Here is a 14,318-nt window from a genome sequence, read left to right as displayed (position 1 = left end):
AAGTGAGCTACACCTTCGCGTCCGCCACGGTGTTGCTGCTGCTGATCTGCGATCCGCTCGGCAACATCCCGATCTTCGCCAACGCGCTGCGCGGCGTGGCGCCCGAACGGCGCGCCCGCGTGATCCTTCGCGAGGTGCTGATCGCCTTCGGGCTGCTGCTGGGCTTCATGTTCGTCGGCGACAGCTTTCTGCGCGTGATGGGGCTCTCGGGGCTGTCGCTGCAGATCGCCGGGGCCGTCGTGCTGTTCCTGATCGCGCTGCGCATGATCTTCCCGAACCATGCGGCGTTCGAGACGGCAGACCAGCGCGAACCGCTGATCGTGCCGCTCGCGATCCCCGCGCTCGCGGGACCATCGGCGCTGGCGACGGTGATGCTGCTGGTGTCGCAGGCGCCCGAACGCCGGTTCGAATGGATCGCCGCGCTCAGCGTGACGATGGCGGTGTGCGCCATCGTTCTGGTGCTGGCCGAACGCATCCAGCGGCTGATCGGCGACCGCGTGGTGCTCGCACTCGAACGGCTGATGGGCCTGATCCTGGTCGCGGTGTCGGTCGAGATGATGATCCGCGGGATCAAGTTGCTGGCGGGGCAGATCGGGCGGTGAGTCGCGCTTGCGCGACGTCGCGGACTCAGCCGGCCGGCGCTCCCGGCGCCACCACTTCCTGATCGATCGCCCCGAACACCGACTGCCCGTCCGCGTTCTTCATCTCGATGCGGATCGTGTCGCCGAACCGCATGAACTCGGTCGTCGGCTGGCCGTCCTGGATGGTCTCGATGCAGCGCTTCTCGGCGATGCAGCTGTAGCCCTTGGGCCATTCCATGCGGCCCTTGGTCTCGACACCCTTGTTGCTGACCGTGCCGCTGCCGACGATGCTGCCGGCGCGCACGTTGCGCGTCTTGGCGACATGGGCAATCAGTTGGCCGAAATGGAAGGTCATCTCCTCGCCCGCGTCGCACAGGCCGACCCGGCGGCCGTTCCAGGTGCTTTGCAAAGGCAGGTGCAGCCGGCCACGCTGCCAGGCGTCGCCCAGTTCATCGAGCGTGACGGCGACCGGGCTGAAGGCGGTGGCCGGCTTGCTCTGGAAGAAGCCGAAGCCCTTGGCGAGCTCAGCCGGGATCAGGTTGCGCAGGCTCACGTCGTTGGCCAGCATCACGAGGCGGATGCCGTCGAGCGCCTGCTCGGGCGTGGCGCCCATCTTCACGTCGCCGGTGACGACCGCGATCTCGGCCTCGAAATCGATGCCGAAGGCTTCGCTGGGCACCACGATGCGGTCGCGCGGGCCGATGAAGTCGTCGCTGCCGCCCTGGTACATCAGCGGGTCGGTGTAGAAGCTCTCGGGCACTTCGGCGTTGCGCGCCTTGCGCACCAGCTCGACGTGGTTGATGTAGGCCGAACCGTCGGCCCACTGGTAGGCGCGCGGCAGCGGCGCCATGCAATGGGCCGCGTCGAAGGGGAAGGCGTGGCGGGCCCGGCCGGCATTGAGCTGGTCGTACAGGTCTTGCAGTTGCGGGCCGATGAAGCCCCAGTCGTCCAGCGCCTGCTGAAGCCGGTGCGCGATGCCGGTGGCGTAGTGGGCGCTGGCGAGGTCGCGCGACACGACGACGAGCTGGCCGTCGCGCGAGCCGTCCTTGAGGGTGGCGAGTTTCATGGGTGGCGGCGGATGCGCAGCGGCATCGCTACTAAACTGGTTGAACGGGCGGCAGTGTACCGAGGTGAACCTTGGCGCCGGCGTTCGATCCCACCTCGACGATGCCGACATCCGCCCTTCCCTCCACGTCCGCGCCAACCGCGCCGCGCCTGCCGTGGCGCGCGATTGCGGTGCTGACGGGCATCGTCGTGGCGGCGCACCTGGTGCTGCTGGGTGCGGTGCCGACCTCGTTCGGCCCGGCGGATTCACCGCTGTCGCAGCACTTCATCACCCGCACGATCGTGCTGGCGCCGGCAGCGCCGGCAACCGCGCCGACGCCGGAAGCCAGGCCGGCGCCATCGAAACCCGCTCCCCATCGGGAGCCGCGTGCACCGCACGAGCCGACGTCTGCACAGGCGGCCGCCACCCCAGCGCCACCCGCGCCGTCCGAGACGGTGATCACGCAGGCCGATCCCACGCCCGAGGCTGCAACCGCGGCGCCTTCGTCGTCGTCGCAGCCCGTGGATCCGTCCACCATTTCGGGGCCGCAGCCCGGCGGCGGCGCATCGGCGGGCACGCCGTCACCAGCCGCCGATGGCGCCACCGCGACGCCGGCCGAAGCGACGCCCGCGCCCCAGCCGGCCGTCGAAGCGCCGGTGCCGCTGCGCATCCCGGGCTCGGTCCGCCTGAAGTTCGCGGTGACCGGCCAGCAAGGCACGGCACCGATGCAGGGTGTGTTCGGCGAACTCAATTGGCTGCAGGACGGCAGCCATTACGACGCGACGCTGGCGCTCAGCTTCTTCTTCAAGACCTTGCGCCAGCAGCACAGCAGTGGTGCGATCGGCCCGACCGGCATCGAGCCCGACCGCTTCTCGGACACGCGCAAGGTCGAGGTGGCCTCGCACTTCGTGCGCGACCAGGGCACGGTGGTGTTCAGCAACAACGCACCCAGCGTGCCGCTGATGCCCGGTGCACAGGACCGGCTGAGCATCGTGATGCAACTGGGCGCATTGCTCGGCGGCGATCCGGCGCGCTACCCGGCCGGCAGCGTGATCGCCGTGCAGACCGTCGGCCCGCGCGACGCCGACATCTGGCTCTTCACGGTCGGCGACGTGGAGCCGCTGAGCCTGCCGGCCGGCCAGTTCACGGCGCGCAAGCTCACCCGGAGCGCGCGCAAGCCCTTCGACGACACGGTCGAGGTGTGGGTCGCGCCCGACATCGGCTACCTGCCGGTGCGCATCAAGCAGACGCAGCCCAACGGGGACTTTGCCGACATGCAGTTGCGCGAACAGCTTCCGCCGCGGACGCCGGGCTGAGCGAAACAATTGCGTCGCTGTCACCATCCAGTGCGATCGAGCGGCCGGTTCTTGAAACTGGCGCGTTGATTGCTATCTAACACCCATGAACGCCATCGACATCTTCACCGGGTCCGCCATGCACATGCTCTACGACTCCGAGTCCTATGTGGTCGTGCACGTACAGCCCACGGAAGGCGAGGCGCCGCTGGCGCCCCACCTGCCCGTGCTGGCACGCCACGGCTTCGAGATCGTCGACAAGCGCTCCGGCAAGGAGGTGTATCTCGACGGTTCCTGGGCCGAGCTGTTCCAGCAGCAGATCGCCGCCTGGCAACTGAACACGCCGACACAGGAAGAGGTCGAGGACACGCTCGAGGGCTACGCCGAACTGGCGCAGAACCCGGTCCTGGTGCACTAGCCGGCAAGCTCAGCGGGCGGCGGATCGCCGCTCGTAGAGCCAGCCGTACAGCGGCCCGACCAGCAGCAGCACCGCGATCAACCGGCAGACCTGAAAAGCCGTCACCACCGGCACGCCGAGCTGCAGCACCTTCGCGGTGATCGACATTTCCGCAATGCCGCCCGGCGAAGTCCCCAGAATCAGCGTGGCCGGATGCAGGCCGGTCGCCCACGACAGCAGCATCGCGAATGCCGCGCACAACAGCATCAGCCCGAAAGTCCCGAACACCGCAGTCGCGATCCAGCGCGGTGCCGTGTGCAGGAATTCGCGACTGAAGCGCACCCCGAGGCTGACGGCGATCACGAGTTGCGCCACGTTCGAAAACCCCGTGGGCACGGCCGACAGCTGCATGCCGCTGACCGTGAAACCCATCGCGACCAGCAGCGGGCCGATGAACCAGGGGTTGGTCCGGCCCGCGGCCTGCATCAGCAGGCCGCCAGCGCCGGTTGCCAGCGCCAGTAGGCTCAGGCCGCCCCACTTGACTTCGCGCACGCTCGGCGGATTGATCTCCAGGCCGTGCAGTCCGCTCCATTGCATGGCGAACGGGATGGTGATCGTCACCACCATGAGGCGCAGGCTGTGTGCGGCCGCGACCAGATCGGTGCGCGCGCCGACCCGTTCGGCCATCAGCGTCATCTCGGAAGCGCCGCCGATCGCGCCCGAGAAGTAAGCAGTGGCTCTCATGGCAGATGGTGACAGGGAAGGCATCCTGTCGACGTGCTGCCTCCGGAGCCAGAGCCCGAACAGCCAACCCATCGCCAGCGCGTAGACGATGGCCAACGCAATCGCCCACCAGATGCCGCCGACCAGCGCCATCACCTGCGGCGTGAAGTAAAGCCCGAGCGCCGAGCCGATCACCCATTGCCCGAGGTTGCGCAAGGGCGTGAAGCTGGCCGTCGACAGGCCTGCGATGGAGGCGACCGACACGGCCAGCAGCGGCCCGATCATCCAGGGAAGCGGCGTGTGCAAGGCGACGCAAACGGCAGCAGCGGCGGCGGCCAGCACCAGCGTGGCGAGCACGCGGAGAAGAAAAGACACGGACATCAGGCGGGTTCGGAAGATTCGGGAAGCGGGTCGCAGCAGCCCGGCATTCAAGAAGGACGCCGACCGGAACCTCCGACGGCGCGGCATAGTATCGGCGCATGAAAGCGCCTTCGCCCCTGCCCGACCGCACCACCTGGATACCTCGCCCGGCTCGCACATGGGCCCTCGCGCTCACGCTTGCAGCTGCACTCGGCGGCTGCGCCTCGACCGGCGTGCCATCGACCGACGAGGCCATCGCGAGCCGCATCGACCGCCTGCTGCCGGCCGACGTGCTGTTGATCGGCGAGCAGCACGATGCGCCGACGCACCACCAGATCGAGCGCGACGTCGTCGAGGCGCTGACCCGGAAGCAGCGGCTCGCCGCGCTGGCGCTGGAGATGGCCGAGTCGGGCAACGGCACCGCGCATCTGCCTGCCGACGCGACCGAAGCGCAGGTGAAGACCGCGCTGGGCTGGAACGACAAGGCCTGGCCCTGGGCGGACTACGGCCCGGCCGTGATGGCCGCCGTGCGTGCCGGCGTGCCCGTGCTCGGTGCCAACCTGCCGCGCGCCCGCATGAAGGACGCGATGGCCGACGTCTCGCTCGACGCGCAACTCGACGCGGCGGCGCTGCGGGTGCAGCGGGACGCGATCCGCAGCGGCCACTGCGACCTGCTGCCGGCTACGCAGATCGGTCCGATGACGCGCATCCAGATCGCCCGCGACCGCGAGATGGCACACACGCTGGCGCAGGCGCGCGTGCCGGGCCGCACGGTGGTGCTGGTGTCGGGCGCAGGCCACGCGGTGCCGGCGATCGGCGTGCCGCAGCACCTGCCGACCGACCTGCGGGTGCGCACCGTCAAGCTCAGCACCACGCCGGCCGCCGGTGCTGCGGCGGCGCAGGACGCGGACGGCTTCGACGCGGTCTGGTCGACGCCGCCGATGCCCGACAAGGACCACTGCGCCGAACTGCGCCAGTCCTTCGGAAAATGACCGGCTCGGGCCCCGGCCGAGCCGGCCGGGGCCGCCGGATCAGGCGAACTTGCGGATCGAATCCGCCAGCGTGTTGACCAGCGTGTCGATGTGCGACTTCTCGACGATGTAGGGCGGTGCGATCACCAGCACGTCGCCGGCCGGGCGCACCAGCGCACCGTGGTGATAGCAGTCCAGGAAGATGTCGTAGGCGCGCTTGCCCGGCAGGCCGGCGACCGGGGCCAGTTCCACCGCCGCGGCCAGGCCCAGGCTGCGGATGCCGATCACGTTCGGCAGGCCCTTGAAGGTGCTGTGGAAGGCATCGCCCAGCACCTTGCCCATTTCACCGGCGCGGCTGAACAGGTTTTCCTGCTGCATCAGGTCGAGCGTCGCGATCGCCGCGGCCGCGGCCACCGGATGGCCCGAGTAGGTGTAGCCATGGAAGAACTCGACCACGTGCTCGGGCGCGTCGGTCTTCATCATGGCGTCGTACAGCTTGTCGCGGCAGATCACGCCGCCCATCGGAATCACGCCGTTGGTGACGCACTTGGCGAAATTCAGCATGTCGGGCACCACGCCGAAGTAGTCGGCGCCGAAGTTCGTGCCCAGGCGGCCGAAGCCGGTGATGACCTCGTCGAAGATCAGCAGGATGCCGTGCTTGTCGCAGATGGCACGCAGCTTCTGCAGGTAGCCCTTGGGCGGCAGGTACCAGCCGGCCGAGCCGGCGATCGGCTCCACGATGATCGCGGCCACGTTGCTCGGGTCGTGCAGCGGCAGGATGCGCTGCTCCAGATCGGCCAGCGGATCGTCGGCCCAGACCGGCTCCTCGTTGTGGATGTAGGCATGGTTCACCGGATCGTGGATGAAGCGCATGTGGTCCACGCGCGGCAGGAAGGCCGAGCCGAACACCTTGCGGTTGCCCGGAATGCCACCCACCGACATGCCGCCGAAGCCGACGCCGTGGTAGCCCTTCTCGCGGCCGATGAACAGGTTGCGATGGCCTTCGCCACGCGCGCGGTGGTAGGCCAGTGCCACTTTCAACGATGTGTCGGCGGCCTCGCTGCCCGAATTGCAGAACAGCACCTTGTTCAGGTCGCCGGGCGCCAGCGCGGCGATCATCTCGGCGGCCTTGAAAGCCTTGTCGTTGCTCACCTGGAAGGCCGTCGCGTAGTCCAGCGTGTCGAGCTGCTTCTTGATCGCCTCGTTGATCGGCTTGCGGTTGTGGCCGGCACCGACGCACCAGAGCGACGAGATGCCGTCGATCACCTTCTTGCCATCGTGCGTGGTGAACTCCATGCCGTCGGCGGCCACGAAGACCCGCGGGTCCTTCTTGAAGTGACGGTTGGGCGTGAAGGGCAACCACTGGTTGTCCATCTGGAAGTCGTTGAAGGCCATGTCTCTGCTCCTGATTGGAAAGGGTCGGAAGGTGTCCGGATTCCGGCGACGGGGGTGAACAGGCATTTTGTTCCGCGCCGCCGGCCGCGTCGACTGCGGGGCATCCCCACGAAGCCGGGGCCGGCGGCGGGCTGCGACAATCGCGGCCGCCATGAATCCCGCCTACATCCTGACCCTCTCCTGCCCCGACCGCACGGGCATCGTGCATGCCGTGTCCGGCTTTCTCCTCGAACGCGGCGGCAACATCGAGGAAGCCGCACAGTTCAACGACCACGGCACCGGCCTGTTCTTCATGCGGGTGCGCTTCGCCTGCGGCGACCACAGCGAAGCCGCGCTGCGCGAGCAACTCGCCGACTTCACGCAGCCTTTCGGCATGAACTGGCAGCTGCACGCCGCCGCCGAGCCGATGAAGACCGTGATCCTGGTCAGCAAGGAAGGCCACTGCCTGAACGATCTGCTGTTCCGCTGGAAGAGCGGCCTGCTGGCGATCGACGTGCGCGCCATCATCTCGAACCATCGCGACTTCTATCAGCTGGCCGCGAGCTACAACGTGCCCTTCCACCACATCCCGGTGACGGCCGCGACCAAGACGCAGGCCGAGGCCAAGCAGTTGGAGATCATCCAGGCCGAAGGCTCCGAACTCGTGGTGCTCGCGCGCTACATGCAGATCCTGAGCAACGACCTGTGCGGCAAGCTCGCCGGCCGCGCGATCAACATCCATCACTCGTTCCTGCCGAGCTTCAAAGGCGCCAAGCCCTACTACCAGGCGCACGACCGCGGCGTGAAGCTGATCGGCGCGACCGCGCACTACGTGACGGCCGATCTCGACGAAGGCCCGATCATCGAGCAGGACGTGGCCCGCTCCGACCACACCGACACCGTCGAGGACCTGACCGCCCGCGGCCGCGACACCGAAAGCCAGGTGCTGGCCCGCGCCGTCAAGTGGCACAGCGAACACCGGGTGCTGATCAACGGGCACCGGACGGTCGTTTTCCGCTGACCCGGCTTCGCGCATCGTGCGCGTTGGCTTAGAGTCGATGCCATGAACGCACCCGTCCTTGCCGGGCAGCACGCGCTGCTGCAGAAATCCGAACGCCAGGCGCAGGTCGTGCGCGCATTGCAGCCGCTGCTGCCGGCGCACGCGCTGATCTGGCACGACGAAGACACCACGCCGTACGAATGCGACGGCCTCACGGCCTACCGGGCACGGCCGCTGGTGGTGGCGCTGCCGGAAACCGAGGCGCAGGTCGCCGCCGTGCTCAAGGCCTGCCACGGGCTCGGCGTTCCGGTGGTGGCGCGCGGGGCGGGCACCGGCCTGTCGGGCGGTGCGATGCCCGACACGATGGGCGTGACGCTCTCGCTGGCCAAGTTCAACAGGATCCTCAAGGTCGACCCGGTGAGCCGCACCGCCGTCGTGCAGTGCGGTGTGCGCAACCTCGCGATCAGCGAAGCCGCGGCGCCCTTCAGCCTCTACTACGCGCCCGACCCGTCGAGCCAGATCGCCTGCACCATCGGCGGCAACGTGGCCGAGAACTCGGGCGGCGTGCACTGCCTGAAGTACGGGCTGACGCTGCACAACGTGCTGCGCGTGCGCGGCTTCACCGCCGACGGCGAGCCGATCGAGTTCGGCGGCGAGGCACTCGATGCGCCGGGCCTCGACCTGCTCGCGCTGGTCGTCGGCAGCGAGGGCATGCTGGCGGTGACGACCGAAGTCACGGTCAAGCTCGTGCCCAAGCCGCAGCTCGCGCGCTGCATCATGGCCAGCTTCGACGACGTCCGGAAGGCCGGCGACGCGGTCGCGGCGGTGATCGCGGCCGGCATCATCCCGGCCGGCCTCGAGATGATGGACAAGCCCATGACCGCCGCGGTCGAGGACTTCGTCCATGCCGGCTACGACCTCGACGCCGCCGCCATCCTGCTGTGCGAATCCGACGGCACCACCGAAGAGGTCGAGGAAGAGATCGGCCGCATGACCGCGGTGCTGACCGGTTGCGGCGCGACCGCCATCTCCGTGAGCAACAGCGAGGACGAGCGGCTGCGCTTCTGGAGCGGCCGCAAGAACGCGTTCCCGGCCTCGGGCCGCATCAGCCCCGACTACATGTGCCTCGACTCGACCATCCCGCGCAAGCGGCTGGCCGACATCCTGCTGGCGATCCAGCAGATGGAGATCAAATACGACCTGCGCTGCTGCAACGTGTTCCACGCGGGCGACGGCAACCTGCATCCGCTGGTGCTGTTCGACGCCAACGACCCCGACGAACTGCATCGCTGCGAGCTCTTCGGCGCCGACATCCTCGAGACCAGCGTGGCGATGGGCGGCACGGTGTCGGGCGAGCACGGTGTGGGGGTCGAGAAGCTCAACAGCATGTGCGTGCAGTTCACCGCGGCCGAGAACGAGCAGATGTTCGCCATCAAGCGCGCCTTCGATCCGGCCGGACTGCTCAATCCGGGCAAGGTGATCCCGACGCTGCAGCGCTGCGCGGAGTACGGCAAGCAGGTGATGCGCGGCGGCAGGACGCTGCCCTTTGCCGACCTGCCGCGCTTCTAGGCTTTCCAGATGAAGGGCCTGCGCGGGCTGGCATGGCTGCTGGTCTTCCAATCGATCGGCGAGCTGATCTCGCGGGGCTTCTCGCTGCCCCTGCCCGGGCCCGTCGTGGGGCTCGTGCTGTTGCTGATCGGGCTGCGCTTCGAGCCTGTGCGCGAGCCGGTCGGCGAATGCGCCAGCTTCCTCCTGTCGCATCTGTCGCTGCTGTTCATCCCGGTCGGTGTCGGCGTGATGACGCATCTCGCGCTGCTCAGCGAATACGGTGGCCGCATGCTGGTCGTGATCGTGCTGTCGACCTGGATCGGGCTGGCCGTGACGGCGCTCGTGCTGTATGGGCTGCCGGGCCGCAAGAAGAACGACATGAAGGACTGACGCGATGCCGCACTTCGTCCAGCTCTGGGTCTACCTCACCGCCTCGCCGCTGTTCGGGCTCACGGCCACGCTGGTCGTGTACCTGCTGGCGCAGGCTGCCTACACGCGGCTGGGCAATGCGCCGTGGGCGAACCCGGTGCTGTGGTCGGTGGTGGTGATCGCCGGCGGGCTGTTGACCACGCACGTCGACTATCCGACGTACTTCGCGGGTGCGCAGTTCATCCACTTCCTGCTCGGGCCGGCGGTGGTCGCGCTGGCCTGGCCGCTGTGGCAGCGGCGCGCGGAACTGCGCGCGCGTTTCGGGCGAATTCTTCTCGCATCGCTGTTGGGCGGCGCGGCGGCCAGCGGTTCTGCACTGGCGCTCGCCTGGGCTTTCGGGCTGCCGCATGACGTGCTGCTGTCGCTGGCGCCCAAGTCGGTGACGGCGCCGGTCGCCATGGGCATTGCCGAGAAGATCGGCGGCATTCCGGCCTTGTCCGCGGTGTTCGCGGTGCTGACCGGCATGGTCGGCGCGCTGTCGGGCAAGTACCTGTTCGACGCCTTGCGCATCGGCACCACGCCGGCAGGCTGGGCCGCACGCGGCTTTGCGCTCGGCACCTCCGCCCATGGCATCGGCGCAGCGCGTGCGCTGCACGTCAACGCCGATGCGGGCGCCTATGCCGGGCTCGCGCTGGGCCTGCAGGTCGTGCTGGCCGCGCTGCTCATGCCCCTGGTGTTCCGCCTGTTCTGAGGCGGCGGCGCGAGCGGCCGGTTCGGCGGCGCGCTCACCCGGGCAAAACCGTCAGGAACGATCAGGAACGATTGGGGTTGTTCGGGCGACGGTCGAAGCGGTTCGGCACACCATCGCCATCGCGGTCCCAGCCGCCGCGGTTGTATTCCCAGCGGCCGTCGCGCTGATGCCAATCCGGCGCGCGGTAGGCGTAGCCCGGACGGGCCCGCAGATATTCACCGCGCACCCAGACATGACGGCCACCACGCCACTCGTAGTGGCCCGGTGCCCAGACATAGCCGCGGCGCGGCGGCGGCATGCGTTCCACGCGCGGCGGCGGAGGCGGCGTCTGGATGATGATGGCCGGCTGCGCCTGTGCAGTGGCGGGCGCCATGACGGCGGCGCCGATGGGCAGCATGGCCGCGAAAGCGGTGGCGAGCGTGACAGCAAGGGTCTTCTTCATGGGGTGCTCCTCATGAGTGGTTGGAGCCTTCATGCTGAGCCGGCTCTGTGAAGCGCGTGTAAGGCGCGCGCGAAATCTTGTGTAGAGCTGTTTCTCGGAAAATCGGCCCTTTGCGCACGCATCGGCAGTGCACCGCAAGCGGCTACCAGGTGTCGACGTAGGACGTCACCGCGCCGGGCTCGGCCGACGCCGATGCCAGCCCGCGCACCAGCCAGTCACGCGTCTGCGCAGGGTCGATGACGGCATCGATCTCCAGCGTCTGCGCGATGTGCACCGCTTCGCCGTTCGCGTATTGCTGCGCGACCAGCCGCTGGAACAGCGCATCGCGCTCGGCGCCTTCAGTCACGGCTTCGAGCTCTTTGCGGTAGCCCAGCCGCACCGCGCCTTCCAGGCCCATGGCGCCGAATTCCCCGGTGGGCCAGGCCACGGTGAACACGGGCGCGTCGAAGCCACCGGCCGCCATCGCCTGAGCGCCCAGGCCGTAGCCCTTGCGCAACACGACGGTGAAGTACGGCACGCGCAGGTGCGACGCGACCATGAACATCCGGCAGACATGGCGCACCTGCGCCTGCGCCTCGACCTCCGGCCCGACCATGAAACCCGGCGTGTCGCACAGCGCGACCAGCGGCAGCCCGTGCACGTTGCACAGCTGCATGAAGCGCGCCGCCTTGTCGGCCGCCTCGACATCGATCGCGCCGCCCAGATGCTGCGGGTTGTTCGCCATCAGCCCGACCGGACGGCCTTCGATCCGCGCCAGCGCAGTGACCATGCCGGCGCCGAAGCCGGCGCGCAGTTCGAGCAGCGAGCCGGTGTCGGCGATGCCGCGCATGGCGGCGCGCACGTCGTACACGCGCAGCCGGTTCTCGGGCACCGCATGGCGCAGTTCGCGCGGATCGGCGCACTGCCAGCCGGTGGTCGCGCCCTGGAAATACGACAGGTACTGCCGCGCCGCAGCCACCGCCGCAGCCTCGTCGTCCACCAGGATGTCGATCACGCCATTGCGCGACTGCACACCGCTCGGCCCGATCTGCTCCGGCGCGAACGTGCCCAGGCCGCCGCCCTCGATCATGGCCGGCCCGCTCATGCCGATGTTGCTGCCGCGGGTCGCGATGATCACGTCGCTGCAGCCCAGCAGCGCCGCGTTGCCCGCGAAGCAGCGACCGTGCACGATGCCGACCACCGGCACCTTGCCCGACAGCGCCGCGAACTGGCTGAAGGTGTGGTTGTTCAGGCCGGCCACGATGGGCATGTCGGTGTCGCCCGGCCGGCCGCCGCCGCCTTCGGCGAACAGCACGACCGGAAGCCGCAACTGGTGCGCGACGCGCAGCATGCGGTCGGTCTTCTGATGGTTGCGCCAGCCCTGCGTGCCGGCGAGCACGGTGTAGTCGTAGGCCATCACCACGCAGCGCGATTTCTCGGGGCCGAACTGCCCGGCATTGACGCTGCCGATGCCGGTGACCATGCCGTCGGCCGGCGTGTTCGCGATCAGGTCGTCGATGGCACGCCGGCGCGTCTGCGCGGCGATCGCCAGGGCGCCGTATTCGATGAAGCTGCCGGGATCGGCGTCGAGCGCGCAGAGATCCGCGATGTTGGCGCGCGCGGTGCGGCCGCCCTGCGCGTGGCGCTTGGCCACGGCGGCGCCGCGGTTGACGTCGAGCGTCGGCGCATGGCGGTCGATCACCTTTTGCAGATCCGGGCGGATCGCATCGAGGTCGATGGCGGCCTGCGCCTGTGCGGTGATCGCCTCGGCCTCGACGGCTTCGAGCTGCACCAGCGGCTGGCCGTCGACCAGATAGTCGCCCGGCGCGGCCAGCAACGCGAGCACGCGGCCGGCGACGGGTGCGTGCAGCAGATGTTCCATCTTCATCGCCTCCAGCACGCCGACCTGCGCGCCCGCCGGCAGCACATCGCCGACCGCGACGTCGAACTGCACCAGGCGTGCCGGCATCGGCGCGCGGACCCAGAGCCCGGCGTCGCCATCCGTCTCGGCAAGACCGGACGACGCAGACGCAGACGCCGCGGTCAGCGCCTGCGCAGGCGGCGCGTCGGCCTTCGCCGCGTCGATCTGCCGCGCGGCATCGAGCAGCTCGGCCAGGTGCGCCTCGACGAAGCGCGTGTGCACCGACTGCCGCACGAACTCCGGCCGCGCAGCGATCGCGCGCAGCAGCGACAGGTTGGTCGCCACGCCGTCGATGCGGCATTCCTCCAGCGCGCGCACCGAACGCCGCAGCGCGTCCGCGAAATGCGGCGATGCCGCATGCACGACGAGCTTGGCCAGCAAGGTGTCGTAGTGCGGCGAGGGTGCAAGGCCGGCATAGCCGTGCGTGTCCACGCGGACGCCCGGACCGGCCGGCATCTCGAAGCGCTGCAGCGTGCCGCTCGCCGGACGCGCCTGGCCGTCGGCATCGAGCGTCTCGGCGTTGATGCGCCACTGCACCGCAAAGCCGCGCTGCACTGCAGTGCGTCCCGGCGCGATGCCGATCGCCTCCAGCGGCTGTCCTGTCGCCACGGCCAGTTGCAGCTGAACCAGGTCGAGCCCGGTCACCGCCTCGGTCACGGTGTGTTCGACCTGCAGCCGCGGATTGGCCTCGATGAAGACGAAGGGCAGATCGGTCGAGCTCTCATCGACCAGGAATTCGAAGGTGCCGAGGCTGCGATAGCCGACGGCGCGCGCCATGCGCAGCGCCGCCGCAGTGACCTGGTCGCGCAGCGCCGCCGACAGCGACGGACTCGGCGCGATCTCGACCAGCTTCTGGAAGCGCCGCTGCAGCGTGCATTCGCGCTCGCCCAGGCTGGCCACCACCGCGCCGTCGCCGAGCACCTGCACCTCGATGTGGCGCGCGTTGCGCATCAGGCGCTCGACATAGACGCCTTCGACGCCGAACGCGGCCTTGGCTTCGGACATGCAGCGCGCGTAGGCCTCGGGCAGGTCGCCGGCCGCGAGCACGGCTCGCATGCCGCGCCCACCGCCACCACCGATGGCCTTGACCATGACGCCCGCACCGGCAGCCTGCTGCGCATCGAAGAAGGCCTGCGCCTCGGCCAGCGTGACGGCGCCCGCGCTGCCGGGCATCACCGGCACGTCGCACTGCGCGGCCAGCGCGCGGGCGCGGGCCTTGTCGCCGAACAGCGCGAGTTGCTCCGGGCTCGGCCCGATGAAGACCAGGCCCGCATCGGCACAGGCCTGCGCGAAGTCCGCGCGCTCGCTGAGGAAGCCGTAGCCCGGATGCACAGCATCGCAACCCTGTGCACGCGCAACGCCGATCAGCGCCGCGATGTCGAGATACGCCGCGGGGCCGCTGGCCGCCAGCGCCACCGCCACGTCGGCCAGCCGCACATGCAGCGCCTGCGCGTCGTCGCGCGCATGCACGGCGACGCTGGCCACGCCGAGGTCCTGCAGTGCACGCACCAGCCGCACGGCGATCTCGCCGCGGTTCGCAATCAATACCTTCTTGAACACGT

13 protein-coding genes are annotated in these 14,318 nt (G+C 69.2%); 8 read left to right on the top strand and 5 right to left on the bottom strand.

Annotated elements, in window-relative coordinates; all coding sequences use genetic code 11:
• Window positions 1-2 precede the first annotated feature (2 nt).
• Window positions 3-602 carry a MarC family protein gene (locus AC07PZ_RS24240; RefSeq protein ID WP_495297705.1) on the top strand — a complete coding sequence of 200 codons (600 nt, stop codon included), beginning with the start codon at window positions 3-5 and terminating at the stop codon, window positions 600-602.
• Between the two features lie 25 nt (window positions 603-627).
• Here the strand turns inward: AC07PZ_RS24240 and AC07PZ_RS24235 are convergent, their stop codons facing one another.
• Window positions 628-1,647 carry a fumarylacetoacetate hydrolase family protein gene (locus AC07PZ_RS24235; RefSeq protein WP_495297704.1) on the bottom strand — a complete coding sequence of 340 codons (1,020 nt, stop codon included), beginning with the start codon at window positions 1,645-1,647 and terminating at the stop codon, window positions 628-630.
• Between the two features lie 101 nt (window positions 1,648-1,748).
• Here AC07PZ_RS24235 and AC07PZ_RS24230 point away from each other — a divergent pair, with 101 nt between their 5' ends.
• On the top strand, window positions 1,749-2,942 hold the full coding sequence (locus tag AC07PZ_RS24230; RefSeq protein ID WP_495297703.1) for a DUF3108 domain-containing protein: 1,194 nt from the start codon (window positions 1,749-1,751) through the stop codon (window positions 2,940-2,942).
• Window positions 2,943-3,060: 118 nt separating this feature from the next.
• Complete coding sequence (locus tag AC07PZ_RS24225) at window positions 3,061-3,339, top strand: BTH_I0359 family protein (protein ID WP_495297789.1); 279 nt, start codon at window positions 3,061-3,063, stop codon at window positions 3,337-3,339.
• A 9-nt stretch (window positions 3,340-3,348) separates the two neighbouring features.
• Here the strand turns inward: AC07PZ_RS24225 and AC07PZ_RS24220 are convergent, their stop codons facing one another.
• Entirely contained in the window at window positions 3,349-4,422 is a 1,074-nt protein-coding gene (locus AC07PZ_RS24220) for an AbrB family transcriptional regulator (protein ID WP_495297702.1), read from the bottom strand.
• Between the two features lie 98 nt (window positions 4,423-4,520).
• On the opposite strand from AC07PZ_RS24220, the gene AC07PZ_RS24215 reads away from it, so the two are divergent.
• The gene (locus tag AC07PZ_RS24215) at window positions 4,521-5,393 is read left to right on the top strand and encodes a ChaN family lipoprotein (RefSeq protein ID WP_495297701.1); all 873 of its coding nucleotides are present in this window, start codon (window positions 4,521-4,523) and stop codon (window positions 5,391-5,393) included.
• A 39-nt stretch (window positions 5,394-5,432) separates the two neighbouring features.
• Here AC07PZ_RS24215 and aptA read toward each other — a convergent pair whose 3' ends face one another.
• Window positions 5,433-6,767 carry an omega-aminotransferase AptA gene (gene aptA, locus AC07PZ_RS24210; protein ID WP_495297700.1) on the bottom strand — a complete coding sequence of 445 codons (1,335 nt, stop codon included), beginning with the start codon at window positions 6,765-6,767 and terminating at the stop codon, window positions 5,433-5,435.
• A gap of 151 nt (window positions 6,768-6,918) precedes the next feature.
• Here aptA and purU point away from each other — a divergent pair, with 151 nt between their 5' ends.
• Genes purU through AC07PZ_RS24190 form a run of 4 tightly spaced genes read left to right on the top strand, consistent with a single transcriptional unit; the run spans window position 6,919 to window position 10,414 of the window.
• On the top strand, window positions 6,919-7,767 hold the full coding sequence (gene purU / locus AC07PZ_RS24205; RefSeq protein WP_495297699.1) for a formyltetrahydrofolate deformylase: 849 nt from the start codon (window positions 6,919-6,921) through the stop codon (window positions 7,765-7,767).
• A 42-nt stretch (window positions 7,768-7,809) separates the two neighbouring features.
• Window positions 7,810-9,315, top strand: a complete 1,506-nt coding sequence (locus AC07PZ_RS24200; RefSeq protein WP_495297698.1) for an FAD-linked oxidase C-terminal domain-containing protein — start codon at window positions 7,810-7,812, stop codon at window positions 9,313-9,315.
• Between the two features lie 9 nt (window positions 9,316-9,324).
• Window positions 9,325-9,684 carry a CidA/LrgA family protein gene (locus tag AC07PZ_RS24195; protein WP_495297697.1) on the top strand — a complete coding sequence of 120 codons (360 nt, stop codon included), beginning with the start codon at window positions 9,325-9,327 and terminating at the stop codon, window positions 9,682-9,684.
• 4 nt (window positions 9,685-9,688) lie between these two features.
• Window positions 9,689-10,414, top strand: coding sequence for an LrgB family protein (locus tag AC07PZ_RS24190; RefSeq protein ID WP_495297696.1), 726 nt, complete (start codon window positions 9,689-9,691; stop codon window positions 10,412-10,414).
• A gap of 61 nt (window positions 10,415-10,475) precedes the next feature.
• Here the strand turns inward: AC07PZ_RS24190 and AC07PZ_RS24185 are convergent, their stop codons facing one another.
• Both AC07PZ_RS24185 and AC07PZ_RS24180 read right to left on the bottom strand, forming a co-directional pair.
• Entirely contained in the window at window positions 10,476-10,856 is a 381-nt protein-coding gene (locus AC07PZ_RS24185; RefSeq protein WP_495297695.1) for a YXWGXW repeat-containing protein, read from the bottom strand.
• Window positions 10,857-10,998: 142 nt separating this feature from the next.
• A complete protein-coding gene (locus AC07PZ_RS24180) occupies window positions 10,999-14,316 on the bottom strand; it encodes a carboxyl transferase domain-containing protein (RefSeq protein WP_495297694.1) in 3,318 nt (1,105 codons plus the stop codon).
• Window positions 14,317-14,318: the final 2 nt, after the last annotated feature.

It is taken from the genome of Variovorax sp. GW821-FHT10B04, assembly GCF_059415645.1.
This window is presented reverse-complemented; position numbering and strand designations above follow the sequence as displayed.

Coding starts and splice junctions, on each gene's coding strand:
- AC07PZ_RS24195 (WP_495297697.1), top strand. CDS start 9,325: ATGAAGGGCCTGCGCGGGCTGGCATGGCTGCTGGTCTTCCAATCGATC.
- AC07PZ_RS24200 (WP_495297698.1), top strand. CDS start 7,810: ATGAACGCACCCGTCCTTGCCGGGCAGCACGCGCTGCTGCAGAAATCC.
- AC07PZ_RS24215 (WP_495297701.1), top strand. CDS start 4,521: ATGAAAGCGCCTTCGCCCCTGCCCGACCGCACCACCTGGATACCTCGC.
- AC07PZ_RS24190 (WP_495297696.1), top strand. CDS start 9,689: ATGCCGCACTTCGTCCAGCTCTGGGTCTACCTCACCGCCTCGCCGCTG.
- AC07PZ_RS24235 (WP_495297704.1), bottom strand. CDS start 1,647: ATGAAACTCGCCACCCTCAAGGACGGCTCGCGCGACGGCCAGCTCGTC.
- purU (WP_495297699.1), top strand. CDS start 6,919: ATGAATCCCGCCTACATCCTGACCCTCTCCTGCCCCGACCGCACGGGC.
- AC07PZ_RS24185 (WP_495297695.1), bottom strand. CDS start 10,856: ATGAAGAAGACCCTTGCTGTCACGCTCGCCACCGCTTTCGCGGCCATG.
- AC07PZ_RS24220 (WP_495297702.1), bottom strand. CDS start 4,422: ATGTCCGTGTCTTTTCTTCTCCGCGTGCTCGCCACGCTGGTGCTGGCC.
- AC07PZ_RS24230 (WP_495297703.1), top strand. CDS start 1,749: ATGCCGACATCCGCCCTTCCCTCCACGTCCGCGCCAACCGCGCCGCGC.
- aptA (WP_495297700.1), bottom strand. CDS start 6,767: ATGGCCTTCAACGACTTCCAGATGGACAACCAGTGGTTGCCCTTCACG.
- AC07PZ_RS24225 (WP_495297789.1), top strand. CDS start 3,061: ATGCACATGCTCTACGACTCCGAGTCCTATGTGGTCGTGCACGTACAG.